Annotated in this window: 14 protein-coding genes; 12 read left to right on the top strand and 2 right to left on the bottom strand. The window is 49.4% G+C overall.

Annotated elements, in window-relative coordinates; genetic code table 11:
• Positions 1 to 38: 38 nt before the first annotated feature.
• From F5I99_RS08060 to F5I99_RS08045, 3 genes are all read left to right on the top strand, one after another.
• Positions 39 to 368, top strand: coding sequence for a hypothetical protein (locus F5I99_RS08060; RefSeq protein WP_151054835.1), 330 nt, complete (start codon positions 39 to 41; stop codon positions 366 to 368).
• Positions 355 to 1,839 (top strand): dGTPase, encoded by a 1,485-nt coding sequence (gene dgt, locus F5I99_RS08055; RefSeq protein ID WP_151054833.1) that lies wholly within the window; start codon positions 355 to 357, stop codon positions 1,837 to 1,839. The genes F5I99_RS08060 and dgt overlap by 14 nt, the downstream gene beginning before the upstream one ends.
• A gap of 787 nt (positions 1,840 to 2,626) precedes the next feature.
• Positions 2,627 to 3,406 carry an acetoin reductase gene (locus F5I99_RS08045; protein ID WP_151054831.1) on the top strand — a complete coding sequence of 260 codons (780 nt, stop codon included), beginning with the start codon at positions 2,627 to 2,629 and terminating at the stop codon, positions 3,404 to 3,406.
• A gap of 148 nt (positions 3,407 to 3,554) precedes the next feature.
• Here F5I99_RS08045 and F5I99_RS08040 read toward each other — a convergent pair whose 3' ends face one another.
• Positions 3,555 to 4,394 (bottom strand): DeoR/GlpR family DNA-binding transcription regulator, encoded by an 840-nt coding sequence (locus tag F5I99_RS08040; protein ID WP_325063015.1) that lies wholly within the window; start codon positions 4,392 to 4,394, stop codon positions 3,555 to 3,557.
• A gap of 61 nt (positions 4,395 to 4,455) precedes the next feature.
• Here F5I99_RS08040 and F5I99_RS08035 point away from each other — a divergent pair, with 61 nt between their 5' ends.
• The 6 genes from F5I99_RS08035 to F5I99_RS08010 are packed head-to-tail and all read left to right on the top strand — an operon-like array spanning position 4,456 to position 10,321.
• A complete protein-coding gene (locus tag F5I99_RS08035) occupies positions 4,456 to 5,436 on the top strand; it encodes an ABC transporter substrate-binding protein (protein ID WP_151054830.1) in 981 nt (326 codons plus the stop codon).
• Between the two features lie 6 nt (positions 5,437 to 5,442).
• The gene (locus tag F5I99_RS08030; protein WP_151054828.1) at positions 5,443 to 7,146 is read left to right on the top strand and encodes an ABC transporter permease; all 1,704 of its coding nucleotides are present in this window, start codon (positions 5,443 to 5,445) and stop codon (positions 7,144 to 7,146) included.
• On the top strand, positions 7,134 to 8,210 hold the full coding sequence (locus F5I99_RS08025; protein ID WP_151054826.1) for an ABC transporter ATP-binding protein: 1,077 nt from the start codon (positions 7,134 to 7,136) through the stop codon (positions 8,208 to 8,210). The genes F5I99_RS08030 and F5I99_RS08025 overlap by 13 nt, the downstream gene beginning before the upstream one ends.
• Positions 8,207 to 9,265 carry an MBL fold metallo-hydrolase gene (locus F5I99_RS08020; protein ID WP_151054824.1) on the top strand — a complete coding sequence of 353 codons (1,059 nt, stop codon included), beginning with the start codon at positions 8,207 to 8,209 and terminating at the stop codon, positions 9,263 to 9,265. Before F5I99_RS08025 ends, F5I99_RS08020 begins: the two co-directional genes overlap by 4 nt.
• Positions 9,266 to 9,303: 38 nt before the next feature.
• Positions 9,304 to 9,876 (top strand): histidine phosphatase family protein, encoded by a 573-nt coding sequence (locus F5I99_RS08015; RefSeq protein ID WP_151054822.1) that lies wholly within the window; start codon positions 9,304 to 9,306, stop codon positions 9,874 to 9,876.
• Positions 9,869 to 10,321: a phosphatase domain-containing protein gene (locus F5I99_RS08010; RefSeq protein WP_151054820.1), complete on the top strand. Its 453-nt coding sequence runs from the start codon at positions 9,869 to 9,871 to the stop codon at positions 10,319 to 10,321. Before F5I99_RS08015 ends, F5I99_RS08010 begins: the two co-directional genes overlap by 8 nt.
• Positions 10,322 to 10,358: 37 nt before the next feature.
• Here F5I99_RS08010 and F5I99_RS08005 read toward each other — a convergent pair whose 3' ends face one another.
• Positions 10,359 to 10,745 carry a thiol-disulfide oxidoreductase DCC family protein gene (locus F5I99_RS08005; protein ID WP_151054818.1) on the bottom strand — a complete coding sequence of 129 codons (387 nt, stop codon included), beginning with the start codon at positions 10,743 to 10,745 and terminating at the stop codon, positions 10,359 to 10,361.
• A gap of 386 nt (positions 10,746 to 11,131) precedes the next feature.
• Here F5I99_RS08005 and F5I99_RS08000 point away from each other — a divergent pair, with 386 nt between their 5' ends.
• From F5I99_RS08000 to F5I99_RS07990, 3 genes are read left to right on the top strand one after another with little or no spacing between them, the layout of a single operon-like run.
• On the top strand, positions 11,132 to 12,112 hold the full coding sequence (locus tag F5I99_RS08000) for a DUF4123 domain-containing protein (RefSeq protein ID WP_151054816.1): 981 nt from the start codon (positions 11,132 to 11,134) through the stop codon (positions 12,110 to 12,112).
• Positions 12,113 to 12,135: 23 nt separating this feature from the next.
• Positions 12,136 to 14,175 (top strand): hypothetical protein, encoded by a 2,040-nt coding sequence (locus tag F5I99_RS07995; protein WP_151054814.1) that lies wholly within the window; start codon positions 12,136 to 12,138, stop codon positions 14,173 to 14,175.
• A complete protein-coding gene (locus F5I99_RS07990) occupies positions 14,165 to 15,211 on the top strand; it encodes a hypothetical protein (protein ID WP_151054812.1) in 1,047 nt (348 codons plus the stop codon). Before F5I99_RS07995 ends, F5I99_RS07990 begins: the two co-directional genes overlap by 11 nt.
• The last annotated feature ends 57 nt before the right edge of the window (positions 15,212 to 15,268 follow it).

Below are 15,268 nucleotides of genomic sequence, written 5' to 3'. Positions count from 1 at the left end.
AACCAATAATTAACCCTGTTATGAACCTAGGTATTCCAATGAAAATAAAGTTGATTCTGGCCTTTCTTCTGTCATTGTTTATCAGTAATTCTGCCTTGGCAGCCGACTATTATGTCGACATTACCAACAATACAGGTTACACCATCTACTACATCTATATCAGTCCTGAGAAGTCGACCAGTTGGGAAGAAGATGTATTAGGCGATGAGGTACTCCCCAACAACGAAACCCGGCGAGTGACCATCACAGGCTACAAAAGCCCGATGTTTGATATTCATCTGATTGATGAAGATGATGATACTTACACTTTTTGGGGCGTAGATGTCTCCAAACAAGATCTGGTTGTGACGCTGGATGACCTTGATTAATTTTGCCAAGCGTTTTTCATCACGTCGTCCTTACTCCAAAGCCAGTGCATCACCTCAGTTAGATGCACAGCTGGAAAGTGATCGTGGCCGCATCATCAATTCAGCGGCGGTGCGACGCTTGCAGCAGAAAACCCAGGTATTTCCGCTGGAACACAATGCGGCGGTGCGTTCACGCTTGACCCACTCTTTGGAAGTACAACAAACTGGCCGTTTTATCACCCGCACCCTGTTTGACAAATTAGGGGCCGAGGCGTCGCGCTATGGTTTGGCTGGCAGTGAACGCGCCACAGAGAGTCTGGTGGAAATGGCCTGCCTGATGCACGATATCGGCAACCCGCCCTTTGGCCATTTTGGTGAAGCAGCGATTTCCCGCTGGTTCACTGAACAGATAGATCAGTTCCCGGGATTTATTGCCCCTTCCAGCTCAGCCGAAGGTCAGGCCCTGACGCAGAAACTCAAACGTGAGCTGTGCTCCTTTGAAGGCAACGCCCAGGCAATACGCCTGATCAGCCAGTTGCAAAAGCTCAACCTGACCTACCTGCAGTCCGCCTGTATTTTAAAATATACCCGTTGTGCCACCGATCCCAGACCGGATGCACAACACCCCCTCAGCTATCTGATGAAAAAACCGGGCTATTACTTTTCTGAGCGTCAGTTTGTGGCCGAGATGCAGGAAACCCTGGAGATGCGCCCTGGTCACCGCTTTCCGTTGACATATCTGATGGAGGCCGCTGACGATATCTCTTATTGTCTGGCTGACCTGGAAGACGCCATCGACAAAGGCATACTCAGCATCCGTCAATTGGCTCAGTTGCTGATTGAGCAATTTGCCCGTCTACGGCCACTGGATGCCGATGAAAAACACTTCTATGCCCCAGGTCGCCGTAGTGCCAGCAGTTTTACCGACCTGGTTCACTACGCGCTGGAACGAGCCGATAAGGAATCGATCAACAAGGACCATGAATTTTTTGTCTGGCTCAGAGTCGGCTTAACCCATCCACTGGTTCAGCATGCCGCCCAGGCCTTTATCGATAATATCGAAGCGGTTTACCAGGGGCGTTTAAACCGCGCCCTGCTGGAAGATGATTCCCCCTGCCACGCCATTGTCAGTACGCTAAAAAAGGTGGCGATACGCCATGTTTTTTCAGTCGATGAAGTGAAAACCCTGGAATTACAGGGCTATCGTATTCTCACTGGGCTGCTCGACCATTACCGCCCGCTGCTGCGACTATCCCGCAGTCAGTTTGGCCAGTTACTGGAAGGAAAAAACCAGGGATTACTACTGGAAGGTTTGCTGGTGCGGCGCTTACCCAACAAGCATATCAAAGCCTATTATCAGCTATACCAGCAGTCGGTTGGTGATGTCGATGTGTGGGAAAGTTACTGCCGTTGTCGCTTATTGCAGGACATGATCAGCGGTATGACCGATCAGTATGCACTGGATGAGTTCAAAACCCTGTCGGTGATTTAAGACAGTACAGGTGCACGGAAACTCCACGGCTGTTGCATCTACGCTTCGTAGGAAGCAGAAAAACTGCAACTGTTTGCCACATCATTTATCAATCCAATATAACTGCCTCACCTCAGATTTGCAGCGAAACTGCCCAACGTCTTGAAGTAGAAGGGACTGTAGTCTTTTTGTCCTCAAATATGCTTACCTCAGACAGAGAGGCTACAATAACTAAGTAGAAACTGTTACGAGCTATTATTTTTATTTCATGGTGTTTTCGAGTTTACTCTCGAACAAGCAAGCGTTCTTTCTATACTGCTTTAGCGCCTTAATTTGGGAGCGTTACACCTGTAAAGCAAAGTTCAATACTGCGTTACAGATGCAACACCAACGGTGTTACAGGTGTCACGACATGGGCATACTAATTTATCTGCCAATACGCTTACCAGTATTTGCAGATAAATTTTTAATCTAAATAAATCAAATAGATATAATTAAATAAAGTGTCGTGCATACACTCTGGCACGCTTACTGCTCTATTTACCTTATCAACATTGCTCTGGAACACCTGATCTAAGTGCAAACGTTGGTATTAACGCAGTTACAAAAACAATAGTCTGCACAGGAGAAATCTATGACACATACACTATCATTGCAGATAAAAGCACGTATGGAAGGAGTTGACACGCCTGTTTATGGCATGGAACCTGTCTATCATCTGAATTAGAAGGTTGTTTGGATATACTTGATAGCAGTTTAAGAGGTCTTCCGATTGGATGATTTCAATTACATCAGTAAGGAATATGTTATGTCGATTCAAGGTAAAGTGGCGTTGGTTACAGGTGCAGGTCAAGGTATTGGACGTGCAATAGCCCTGCGTTTAGCAAAAGACGGTGCGGCCATTGCTATCGTTGATCTGAACGAAGATAAAATGCGTGAAGTTGCTCAGGAAGTAGAGGCCTTAGGGCGCAAAGCCTCTACTTTTAAAGCTGATGTCAGCGACCGCGAACAAGTTTATGCGGCTATCGAACATGCGGAGAAAACACTGGGTGGGTTCGATATTATCGTTAATAACGCTGGTATCGCTCAGGTTCAAGCTATTGCGGATGTCACCCAGGAAGAATTGGATAAGATTCAGAAAATCAATATTGATGGCACGCTCTGGGGTATTCAGGCTGCAGCGAAGAAGTTTATCGAACGCAAACAAAAGGGCAAAATTATCAATGCATCTTCAATCGCAGGCCATAATGGTTTTGCGCTATTGGGCGTGTACTCGTCAACTAAATTTGCCGTGCGGGCTTTAACTCAAGCCGCAGCATTAGAATATGCGAGCAATGGTATCACCGTCAACGCCTATTGTCCCGGTGTCGTTGGCACTGATATGTGGGTCGAGATTGATAAACGCTTCGCAGAGATCACTGGCGCAGCAGAGGGTGAAACCTATAAAAAATATGTCGACGGCATTGCTCTTGGCCGTGCACAAACGCCAGAAGATGTAGCGAATTTTGTGTCCTATCTTGCCGGTCCAGACTCCGATTATATGACAGGTCAGGCGCCATTAATTGATGGCGGTATTGTTTTCCGTTAAGAAAGGCTACTATGTCATCCAGATGACCAATGCCGCTAGCCGTTGCTGGCGGCACCAATCCCGAATTTCTGGCAGATTTACACTGCCACCGCAACATCTGGATTTGAATACCTACAGCGACTACTAGAACAATGAATACCCAACCCTTTCAATAAATCAGCCGAACACCCTCGGCAGATAAATGATTGCGTAACGCAGGAAGTGGCGGTTGGTCCATAACGACAACATCATAATCAGTCAGGTGCCCTGCGCTACAACTTGCTTCGGTATCGAATTTCGAACTGTCCAATAGCAAAATGCGTTGTCGAGCATTCTCCAGCAGTGCTTCGCGGGCCATGACTTCTTCTGTATTGTAATCAAAAAGCTGCCCCTGTCGACTCATTCCACCCACTGAAACGATGCCGACATCAACCCGAAAGCGTGAAAAAAAGCGTAACGCGTCGCCACCAACAACATCCTGATCACGCTTGCGCACCACGCCACCCGCGATAATCAACTCGCAATCCGGGTGGTGACACAGAGGTGTCACCGCATGCAGATTATTGGTCATCACTCTTAGACCCTGTCGCTCCCTGAGCAAAATGGCAAGTTGCTCTACCGTTGTGCCAGTCCCCAGAAACAGGCTCTGGTAATCACTAATCAGCGTCAGGCAGTGCTCAGCAATCAGCTGTTTGCCACTGCGATTAACAATCTGCCGCTGTTCATATTCAACATTTTCACGGCCGGGGAAAGGCGATGCACTGCCATGATGGCGCATCAACAACCCTCGATTCGCCAGAATCCGGACATCATTGCGAAGGGTTTGTACTGACACACCAAAGCGTTGCGCCAAAGACTCTAAAGGCTGCCGACCCAACTGATTAATCAGTGCAACGATCTGCTGTCGACGTTGTGTGGTATTCATCATGATACTGACCCACTGCAGAATTCGAAAATAAAAGCCATGAATGCGAAAACTCAATGCATGCAAACGAAAGCTTAATGTCACTTTATTGTCATTTGATGACACTAGGCTATGCACTTCAATTGATTCAATCGGAGATGCGGAAATGTCTTACCTGAAACTGCACAGATGGATACTCGCTACGGCCCTGGCCCTGCCAGGCGCGGCCTTCGCTCAGCAAACCCTGACACTCTATACCAGCCAACCCAACACCGATGCGCAAATGACTGTCGATGCTTTTACTCAAGCCAACCCTGACATCAAGGTTGACTGGGTACGTGATGGCACAACACAGCTAATGACCCGTCTGAGAGCGGAACTTAGTGCAGGTGTAACCAAACCAGATTTATTATTGATTGCCGACAGCGTGACGATGGAATCCCTCAAGCGCGAAGGCCTGCTGCAAGCCTATCTGAGCCCTGAGCGCGATCAATATGATGCGGAATTGTACGATCAAGAAGGCTATTACTATGGCACCAAAATGATCACCACCGGAATTGCCTACCATACCCGTGCAGCGCAGCAACCTGAGCGCTGGCAGGACCTGGTGAATGAGCAGTACCGCAACCAAGTGGCCATGCCCAGCCCTCTCTACTCGGGCGCCGCCTTAATTCATCTGGCCGCGCTGACTGACCACTCAGACCTGGGTTGGGATTACTACACCGCATTGAATCAGAATGGTGTATCAGCACAGGGAGGTAATGGTGCAGTGTTATCAGCGATCACGTCTGGCACCAAACCCTACGGTGTAATTGTTGATTTCATGGCTATCCGTGAAGCCGCGAAAGGATCGCCCATCCAGTTTATATTCCCTGAGGAAGGTGTTACAGCCGTAACTGAGCCAGTGGCTATTCTTAAAGATGCGGCGAACCCGGAAGCCGCTCAACGCTTTGTCGACTTCGTATTATCTGAAGCCGGTCAACAACTGGTGCAAGCACAAGGCTACCTGCCCGCCCGTGAGGATATCGACCCACCTGAAGGCTTCCCGGCACGTAACGAGATCAAGTTGATTCCCCTGAATGCTGGCAAGGCGCTGGATCAAGCGGAAAGCAACAAGCAACGTTTCAGCGAGCTGTTTGGCGGATAATTCCGAATGATTGCACACTTTCAATACCTACGCAGCCAGCAACGCTGGCTGCTTATTTTACTGCTGATCCTCACCAGTCTGCTGACGTTGATGCCGACCATGCGTCTATTGATTGAAGCCCTGCAAGGCTGGGAGTTGGGCAATGCATCACCAATGATGCAGGTGCTGCAACAGCCAGCGACCTGGCGAGCACTGGGGCACAGTCTGTATACCTCAGGTCTGGGTACCTTGATAGCGGTTGTGCTTGGCTGCCTGTTTGCCTTCACCCTGACTCTGACCAATATCCGCGGCAAAAGTCTGTTGGTATTTTGCTTTATGCTGCCGATGATGATTCCACCACAGGTCACAGCATTGAGCTGGCTACAGCTGACCGGACCCGGAAGCCCACTGTTGAATACCCTGGGTATTGCACCAGCACTCGGCTCTCCGCAGCCGCTCTATTCAGCAGAAGGCATTGCACTGTTGCTGGGCATCCAACATGCACCACTGGTGTTTCTGGCACTGCGTAGCAGTTTAATTCATCTGCCACGCGACCTGATTGAGGCGGCACGTATTAGTGGTGCCAGACAACATAAAATCTGGATCGATATGATCCTGCCCCTCAGCCGCAATGGACTGATTGCCGGTGCTTCCATCGCCTTTGTGTCCGCACTGGGTAATTTTGGCATTCCAGCCATGCTGGGTATTCCAGCGTCCTACTATGTACTGCCCACGCTGATCTACCAGAAAATGTCTGGCTTTGGCACCAGTGTACTGCCGGAAATAGCCTCACTATCCGTCTTGATCGGCGTCCTGGCACTTATGGGTGTCATGATGCAACAGCAGATGTTGAAACGCAGCCGTTTCAGTCTGCTGGGACACAGTGGTCGGAGCCAGGATTTTGTACTGGGTCGCTGGCGGTTGCCGTTAGAGATAGTATTGGCGTTAGTACTGGTGTTGATTCTGGTCGCACCGCTGGTGGCCTTGGTGACCAGTTCTTTAGTACCAGCCATGGGCGTACATCTGAACTTTACTAACCTGAGTTTTACCGCCTATCAGGAGATGGTTGGCCGTCAGGGCGTCACCCTACGGGCATTCAGCAACAGCCTGTTACTGGCAGGTGGAGCGGCGCTGCTGTTAATGCTGCTGGCAACACTGTTGGCCTATCTAATGCAAAGTCTGCCACAGCGGGCACGCTCCGCACTCACCAGTATGATTGAGATCCCCTATGCCCTGCCAGGTGTGGTATTGGCGATTGCCTGTATCCTGCTGTTCGCCAAACCCATCCCCATCCTCAACCTGACACTTTATGGCACGCTGGGCATTATTTTCATCGCCTATCTGGCGCGTTTTCTGTCGGTCAGTCTGAAACCCATAGTAGCCAGCTTCAGCGAACTGGATCCCAGCCTTGAGGAAGCGGCCCGCATTTCTGGGGCCAGCACCCTGCGCCGTCTAGTCGACATTCTTCTGCCGCTGATAGCGCCGGCCATTTTTGCGGGAGGATTACTGGTATTTCTGACCGCGGTGAATGAGCTGACGGTCTCGGCACTATTGTGGAGTGCCGGTAAGGAAACCCTCGGCGTATTGATCTTCAATCTCGATCAAAGTGGCGACAGCATTCTCGCGTCTGCCATTGCCGTGTTGGTGGTGCTGATGGTCGCAGCGATTATGTTACTGCTGAGCCTGCTGGCCAAACATTTACCCAAAGGAGTCATCCCATGGCAGAACTGATTCTAAATCAGGTATCCAAATATTACGGCCAGTCAGCGGCTGTCAAACAGCTCAGCCTCACCCTGCCCGAAGGTGAGTTCATTGCCCTGCTCGGCCCCAGCGGCTGCGGCAAGACCACCACCTTGCGCATGCTGGCCGGTTTCGAAACCCTGTCAGAAGGGCAAATACACCTGAACGGCAACTGCCTGGCACGTCCTGGATGGCAAGTACCGACCGAATCACGCAATATGGGGATGGTGTTTCAGTCCTACGCCCTCTGGCCGCATATGAGTGTGGCGGATAATGTCGGTTATCCGCTGCGTCATCGCGGCATTCGCGGTCAGGACTATCAACAACGGGTCAAAGACGCCTTGCAGATCGTACAACTGGAGGGATTAACTCAACGCATGCCCCAGGATCTTAGTGGTGGACAACGACAACGCGTGGCCTTGGCTCGCTGCCTGGTTACAGATCCCGACGTGGTACTGCTGGATGAACCCCTGGCGAACCTGGACCGCCATCTGCGCGCGTCCATGGAAGAGAGTTTTCGTGAGTTCCATCAACGCACCGGTGCAACCCTGGTGTATGTTACTCATGATCAATCCGAAGCCATGTCGTTGGCAGACCATATCGCCGTCATGCACCAGGGTGAACTGGTACAGTGGGCCACACCCGAAAGCCTCTATCAAACCCCCAGAACTGATTGGATTGCCAGCTTTATTGGGCAAGGCAGCATTGTACATCTACCGGGAGTAAAATCGGGAGTGAGCTTATCCCAGACTGAACTCACCCAGCTCAGCCAAGCGGCTCATCCGTCGCAGACAACCCCTGTACTGATCAGGCCCGAACATATCCGACTGCATCTACCAGACGCTGCCCAACATCACACTCAATATGAGACCCAATCCGAAAGCCGCTTGGATGCCAAAGTAGAGCGCTGCGTATTTCGGGGTGAGCGCCATGAAATTCAGTTGCGACTACCTACTGGCGAATCACTCACCGGCTATCACCCTCAGGGCGTCACTGAAGGTAGTGTGATTCAGTTAAGTCTGTTGCAGGGCTGGAGTCTGGAGTCCGCGGCATGAGTGTGCGAGTCCATATCCTCAGTGGGCTGGACGCCAAAGCCCCCGCCGCAATACGTATTGATGTGAAGGGTCGCACACTATTGCTGGATGCCGGCGGCCCACTGCAAGCCGATGAACCCTGTGATTGGTACCTGGATCAAAGCCCGGATGCCATCCTGATCACCCATGATCATGTCGACCACATAGGCGCCGTTCGCTGGCTACCAGAAACGATTCCGCTTTACTGTACACCGACCGTTGCCCAGAGATTGCCCGCAGGTCGACGCTGGCATCCACTACCCAGGCAAGGCACAATCACCATTGAGGGTATCAATATTACCTGTGGGCTGGCGGGTCACTCTCTCGATGGCATCTGGCTGCACCTGGATATTGCCGGGGGGATTTTCTACAGCGGTGATTTCAGTTTTGAATCGCTACTCTACCCTTTCGACCGCCCACCCCGGGCCGCGTTGGCACTGTTAGACGCCTCTTATGGTCTCTACTCAGTCGATCAATCACACTGCCGCGACGCACTGCAAGCCAAGTTGAACCGAGCCAGTTTATTGCCAGTACCACCTTCTGGGCGTGCACTGGAACTGGCCCTCTGGTGCCAGACACTTGAACTGCCCTGGACATTCGACCCCGCATGCCAGAAATTTCATGCTGCGTTGCAGGGTTTGCCTGCCAACCTGCTGAAACCCGGCATTCAGCAACAACTGGCTCAACTCACCCCACGGCCCTGGGACACACCAGAAAACCCAGACCTGGCCTTGATACGTCTGGCCGCTGATGCTGAAGGCGTTGCGGGTGAGGCCGGTCGACTGATCAGTGATCCTGACTACACCGGACAGGTGATTTATACCGGATACACGCCCCCCAAAGCACGTGCTGATATCACCTCAGGTCGAGCCGAATGGTGCCGCTGGAATGTTCACCCCAGATTGCCATGTATCCAATCTCTGGCCGATACCTTGCAAGCTGAACAGGTTATACCCTTATTCTGTCCGATTGATGCAGCAGGTTGGCAAGCAGCCTTAGGAAAACGCTTGCGCCTTGATCACGTCATTCATCTTTAATCTCCTTTATAAAACCTGGATAAGATCTGGATAAACTCATGAAACTGATTCAAAAACCTTTTGTTTTTCTACGTCATGGCGAAACAGCCATGAACCAGCAACAACGTATTGGTGGGCGAACCGATACGCCACTCAATAGCACAGGACAACAGGAAGCCGATGCTGCCGCCGTACTACTGGCCGATATCTGCTGGCGTTACATTGCTGCAAGCCCACTGTTACGGGCCTGGGAAACGGCTCAGCGTGCAACCCGGATGCAAAATATAACGGCTGTGGATGGCCTGCGTGAGCGTGACTGGGGACTACTGGAAGGTGCGCCCTGGTCGGAAGTGCCACCTTATACCGAAACGCCGCCTGAAGGCGAAAGCTGGGCCGACTTTACCCAACGGGTTGTACTGGCCCTCAACAATCAACTCAGCCAACATGACTGGCCACTGATCGTGGCGCACTCAGGCATTTTCAGAGTGATTCGTGCTCAGGTCACCGGCACTCCGGAAGGAGAGCGGATCGGCAATGCACAACCCATATTAGTACTGCCACCTGATGCAGAACAACCGAACTGGACCTTTACCCCTCTGACAACCGATACCAAGGAGTATTACTTTGATTAAAGACAGTGTTATCGTGGATGTCGACGGCACCCTGGCCGAGTTCAACCCAGAAGAAGTGCACCACTGGGTACTGGGTGATGAAAAGCATTGGGACCCTTTCTTCGCACATATGGCAACAGCCCAGCCCATTGAACCGGTCTGCCGTCTGGTCAAGCTACTCAAGCAACAAGGGCAGCAAATCGTCATCTGCAGTGGCCGCCCGGATAGCCATAGACAACATACTCTGGACTGGCTCTCCCAGTATGATATTCCGTTTGATGCGGTGTTCCTGCGCGCACAAGGGGATGATCAGGAAAAGGATGAAGTGGTCAAATCCAGATTACTGGAACAGATACGCGCGTCCGGCTACAACCCCTGGCTGGTACTGGATGATCGTGACAGTGTCGTCAATGAATGGCGCACACTGGGACTGACTTGCCTGCAATGTGCACCAGGAAATTTCTGATCAGTTTACAGGCTGTCTTAAAACTATTGGTATCAGGCTATATTCGACACTGGCGCTTACGCACACCGCGAAAGCGCCAGTTAGCCCAGAGGCTATACCCCAGCTTTGCACACGCATGGATTCCAGGTAGTGACAGAACACCCGGCAGTACTCGCCATCCAGCCGCTCGCCAGTAATACAAGCTGGCATCCAGACCCACCAGAAAGCCCTCACCTGTCCATACATGGATTTGGCGCATCATCTCGAGTTTATCGACACCCTGCCATTCGCTAAACGCCGGGTCATTAATATCTACCAATAGCATTTTTTCCGACAGCGGCTGACTAAGGTGTGCGATTTCACGTTGGCATAAACGACAGCCACCATCATAAAACAAGCGGGGTGTTGTCAGTTTGTCTGAGGTATTCACATTGATGTTATTCATACCTATCCTTACGTTGTGCAGCCGGCTTTGGAGCTATACAGAATTAAAATTTAGTAACCAGGGCTAGCGTATCGCAATTAACCATAAACCCTCCCCTGCATGCTCTTTCTATACCTGCGGTTATGCTGTTAGCAGCGAAGCCTAGTAAACTCTACGGTATGCAGGATGTACTCGATCGCAGATAGGTAGGTTGGCGGTGAGGCTGGACAAATTCCACATAATTTGATTCACTGCCAATGCTAAACATCTATACGTAAGTAGGTTCAAATGAAGGAGTACTCGAACCTCTTACCAGCCAATCAATAACGGCTCAGATGGCTTAAATAAAGTGCCAGCTTGAACAATAAGTTGCCAGTGCCATTAAAGGATTTAGGACGACTTTATATATGGATATCCTCCAAAAGGATTTGAACACCTCTCCCGGCATTTCTATTGCTGAAACACCCTGGCAAGTTATCAAATCCCACGAACCCTCCAACTTATGGGCACTGGTTGATGGTGCAAACTGGCCTGAAATACAGTCTATTCTGGCAGAACAGGTGCCACCTCATGCTTGTCTTTACAGTACGACAGATCCTGATTCTCAACGTATAGCGCCTTGGTTAATCCGCGTTGAGCCAGATTCAGCCATACAATCTCTGTTAGAAGCCCGGGATTCCAACACCCATGCCGTGGTGTTTTTCCATAGTCCAAAGGGTATTCGGCAACTGCGAGATCATTTTCGACGCTATACCATGCTCTGGACGCCAGCAAACCCGGATATGCCGGTGTATTTTCGTTTTTATGATCCCCGTGTGTTGCTGGACATGATCACAGCTCTGGATGAAGCAAAAACAGCGCAGTTTTTTAACGGAATAGAGGCATTTTACATCCCCATCAGTTACCACACCTGCCTGCCTAAATCGGTCAATATCCTGCCGGTAAGCCTTGGTGAAACAGTTTTGATAACAGAAAGGTGCCTGCGTCTTGCACAAGATCACCCGGTTGACGCCATCAGTCAAACGAGTCAAAGCTTTAAAGTCAGCCAGGCGGAATATCAACGCTTTGCAGACTTACTCAGGCAGCGTAAACCGTTAAATTTAGCCGCCAAGCTGTACCACACCTATCAAGCGCTTTTTCCGGTCAAACGTTATGAAGCGTCGGTCCAGATAGCCTATAGAAACGCGCCTTACTATCAATTTCAGTCAGAAAATGAGCTGATGCTACTGGCCGATTGTTACCTCTGGTTAGGCCAGGATTTTCCGGCACAAAGCCCTGCCGCTGAAGTGCTATTAACAGAAATGCATCCCCAGCGTCTGCATCACCTCATGGCATGGTTACAAGCAGAAAAACAAATCACATTTGAAAACGCATCAATGACTCAATAATGACTCAATACAGGACGTAGACAATGAGTGAACAAAAAACAACGCCGATTCCCAGTCCAAACTATCTGGTGCATGATGTACCTGTTGAAGGAGCCTGCGTACCCTGTAACGCCGCCAACCAGTGTTGTGAATTTTACGGTAGTATCGAAGACGCGAAAGACTTATCACGAATGATTAGCTGGCCTTATTGCGAATCACTCAATGAACCCAATGCAAGCACTCGTTTGTTTGTGATTGCGGATCAAGTCCGAGATGGCAATACCTTGTTTGCCAACATTAATATCAGGCGATCAGGTGATGAATGTAGAAAAAATATGCCAAACCGAATTACCTACCTGATTAGAGATCGGTATCGAAGTTGGAATGATTCCAGGCGAGTGATTAAAGATCTGCCTGTGACAATGACAGGAAGAGCAATCTGGACGCTACTGAATGGTACTAGCGCCTATGTAGACTGGGTACCCAAGCAAACGCTGTTGTCACTGATGATAATCGACATGATCGTAACGTTTGATCAACTTTTATCAGATTCGGGCAGGACGCGCGTCACCCCTCAACTCTGTGGCAACCACCCACCGTCAGTTACACCTTTTCAAGTGATACCCTTTCCAAAACTCGAACTTTCAGGATGGATTCGTTGGGGGCTTGTCTTCACCCTAAATACCATCCGTCCTTATGTCAGTTGGGAATTCGAAGAAACACCCAGTGAATTTAAAGTGGTTTATGCAAACCACACCCAAACACTCACAGAAGAAGATAAAACATCAGGTTCATCTGACACCTCTGAAACCTCTGGTCAAGCAAATACTGCTCCCTCAGGAATCTTTAGACTCATTGATGATTTAGTCAAGAAGGTTTCCGGTGTTCAAAATTCGGAGGAAGAAGCAAGCAATAGAAACACTAGAAACACTCGCCGCTCCAGAGTAAACCGGCTAAGGAGTGTGAGGCGAAATAACAAATCGGAATCCCAGCTTAACAACACCCATGGTAGTCGAGTCACCTTTAGCTTTTCCGCCGAGGTAGGTGTCAACGGTCTCGAATTGATAGCCAAAGAAAATACCCCGGACTTAGTCTTCAACCTTGCGAATTACGGTGCCACATTCAAACTCGGTGTCACGGGTACGCTGGACGTAGTTCAAGCCGCCGTCGGAATATTTGCACCGGGCGCGGCCAGGATATTTAATGAAGCTAGAGAAAGAATCGCCAATGGTGAAAAAGTGAATGGCGATATTCAAGCCAACTTGATCTTTGCCGGTCAAAGTGAGCTAGAACTGATCGTCCGTCCTGGAACATTAACACTTTATGCCATGCCTCCTGACACCAACAGGCGCACCGCCCTCAACCACCAACTTAAAGCGGAACTTAAAGGCACCTTGAAAGCAATGGCAAAAGCGGAACTCAGCTTCCATGTTGAAGGTGAAGTCTGGGGCGTCAGCGCCAAAGCTGGCGCTTATGGCTCCCTCCATACCGCCTGGACCTATCAATTCCGCACCAAAACCGACTCCCAAAGCCAATTTGAAACTCGCAATTATTTTGAAGGACTGAAAGCCGAGGTGCGGATGTATGCGAAGATTAGGGAAATAAAGACCGCCCCGGGAGATGAAAATAGCGGCCGCCAGCGTCAGCATACTAATTCAGAGTCATCAGAATCTGATTCCCATCAAACTTCAACAACTCTATTCCAGCGCGTTGAAGCCAATCAGGCCGAAGCCGCCAGTAAAGAAGAAATCTTCACCAATCAGCCTATCGAAACCATACGACACGATCATTTAACAGTGGATGAAGCTAAGGAAGTACTCAAAACATATGATTTGGGAGGAGGTCTTACGTTTCTATCTGAATTAGAACGGTTAGAAACTGCTTTGGACCTTTTTCCAAACGATATCGACAATCAAGTAGCCATGGATAATTTACTTATAGATATCAGTGAAGAATACCACCGCATTTTTTCTCGCGATAGCCTGGGGCTTCATGAGATATTAGCGCCTTCACATTATCCGATCACCAAGGAATATCCAGAGTATACCCCTTTTAAGATGTTTGGAGGAAACAATGAAACTTAAGCTAGGCATCACTCTTAGCCTAATATTAGTAGCAGTCGTACTCTTCATAGGGAATCAAAAGGGAACTCAAATGGCACGCGCATCGGATTATGTTATTGACCGGAATTATTATATTGTTATTCATTCAAACTCAGCATGGTTTAATGTCTTGGTCAATGGAATCAATACCCAGCTGTATAATAGTGCAGACCCGTTTAATATAACCTTGCCCATTAATCATTTAATGCAGTCTGGTGAAAACCAAGTCACTTTTAACTTTGTTTCAGTATTACCCGGTGATCATGCAATTGATGAGGGTTTTGGCCCAACCCAGGATTTTTCAATACATATTTCTATTGAATCCGTTCACCTGGAAACGCGTGAACGTGAACGCATCACGCTTATTGATGCCCGCTACGATATGGAAACCGGTCAGATCATCAGTAATGAAAAAACCATTTTCGATGCTGAGCCTGTCTACCAGCAAGCTCATATGCACACGACTGGAGACCTGCGTTTGAAAGAAGGATTTACCTTTGTAGATGGTGAGGGACCGGATATACCCAGCCAACACCTGATAGCAGCATTTAATACCGAGGATCGATTCCCCCGTTTTCATTGGTTGGATGAAGCCGTAGTGTTGGAAGACACCCCAGCATTGCGAGAAGGGTTACGCAATAGCTATCGTCATATCCATGGTTTGATTGAACAGGGGGATTTTCAGGGGTTAAGGCAGTTGATGGATCCCATATGGGAAAACACTGCTATAGCTATGAATATGGGCAATTCGGCGGATGACTTTATTAGTCCCACTACCAAACAAAACTTTAGCTCAGTAAACCCACAAGGACAAATATTGCGTCCGCTTCATTTTGATCAGGTTGAAGCACCCATAGAGCTGGATCATATCCAGTTTATGGCAGATGGTCGTCTTGTACGTATTTTGCCAGATCCAATTCGCTGGCGCCGTCCGGGTGCCAGAGAAATAAGCTCTTCCGGTTTTGTATTCTATGTCACTAATGACAATAAGTGGAAAGTTGCAGATATTGTAATGTAAGACTCGCGCAATTTCGTTGGATGTGCCTCAGTGCTTACACAACGGCCACTACCACCG

This window comes from Nitrincola iocasae (assembly GCF_008727795.1).
GTDB classification, from domain to species: domain Bacteria; phylum Pseudomonadota; class Gammaproteobacteria; order Pseudomonadales; family Balneatricaceae; genus Nitrincola; species Nitrincola iocasae.
Note: the sequence above shows the minus strand (reverse complement) of the source record. Positions and strands in the feature narration are given on the sequence as shown.

Coding starts and splice junctions, on each gene's coding strand:
- F5I99_RS08060 (WP_151054835.1), top strand. CDS start 39: ATGAAAATAAAGTTGATTCTGGCCTTTCTTCTGTCATTGTTTATCAGT.
- dgt (WP_151054833.1), top strand. CDS start 355: ATGACCTTGATTAATTTTGCCAAGCGTTTTTCATCACGTCGTCCTTAC.
- F5I99_RS08045 (WP_151054831.1), top strand. CDS start 2,627: ATGTCGATTCAAGGTAAAGTGGCGTTGGTTACAGGTGCAGGTCAAGGT.
- F5I99_RS08035 (WP_151054830.1), top strand. CDS start 4,456: ATGTCTTACCTGAAACTGCACAGATGGATACTCGCTACGGCCCTGGCC.
- F5I99_RS08030 (WP_151054828.1), top strand. CDS start 5,443: ATGATTGCACACTTTCAATACCTACGCAGCCAGCAACGCTGGCTGCTT.
- F5I99_RS08025 (WP_151054826.1), top strand. CDS start 7,134: ATGGCAGAACTGATTCTAAATCAGGTATCCAAATATTACGGCCAGTCA.
- F5I99_RS08020 (WP_151054824.1), top strand. CDS start 8,207: ATGAGTGTGCGAGTCCATATCCTCAGTGGGCTGGACGCCAAAGCCCCC.
- F5I99_RS08015 (WP_151054822.1), top strand. CDS start 9,304: ATGAAACTGATTCAAAAACCTTTTGTTTTTCTACGTCATGGCGAAACA.
- F5I99_RS08005 (WP_151054818.1), bottom strand. CDS start 10,745: ATGAATAACATCAATGTGAATACCTCAGACAAACTGACAACACCCCGC.
- F5I99_RS08000 (WP_151054816.1), top strand. CDS start 11,132: ATGGATATCCTCCAAAAGGATTTGAACACCTCTCCCGGCATTTCTATT.
- F5I99_RS07995 (WP_151054814.1), top strand. CDS start 12,136: ATGAGTGAACAAAAAACAACGCCGATTCCCAGTCCAAACTATCTGGTG.
- F5I99_RS07990 (WP_151054812.1), top strand. CDS start 14,165: ATGAAACTTAAGCTAGGCATCACTCTTAGCCTAATATTAGTAGCAGTC.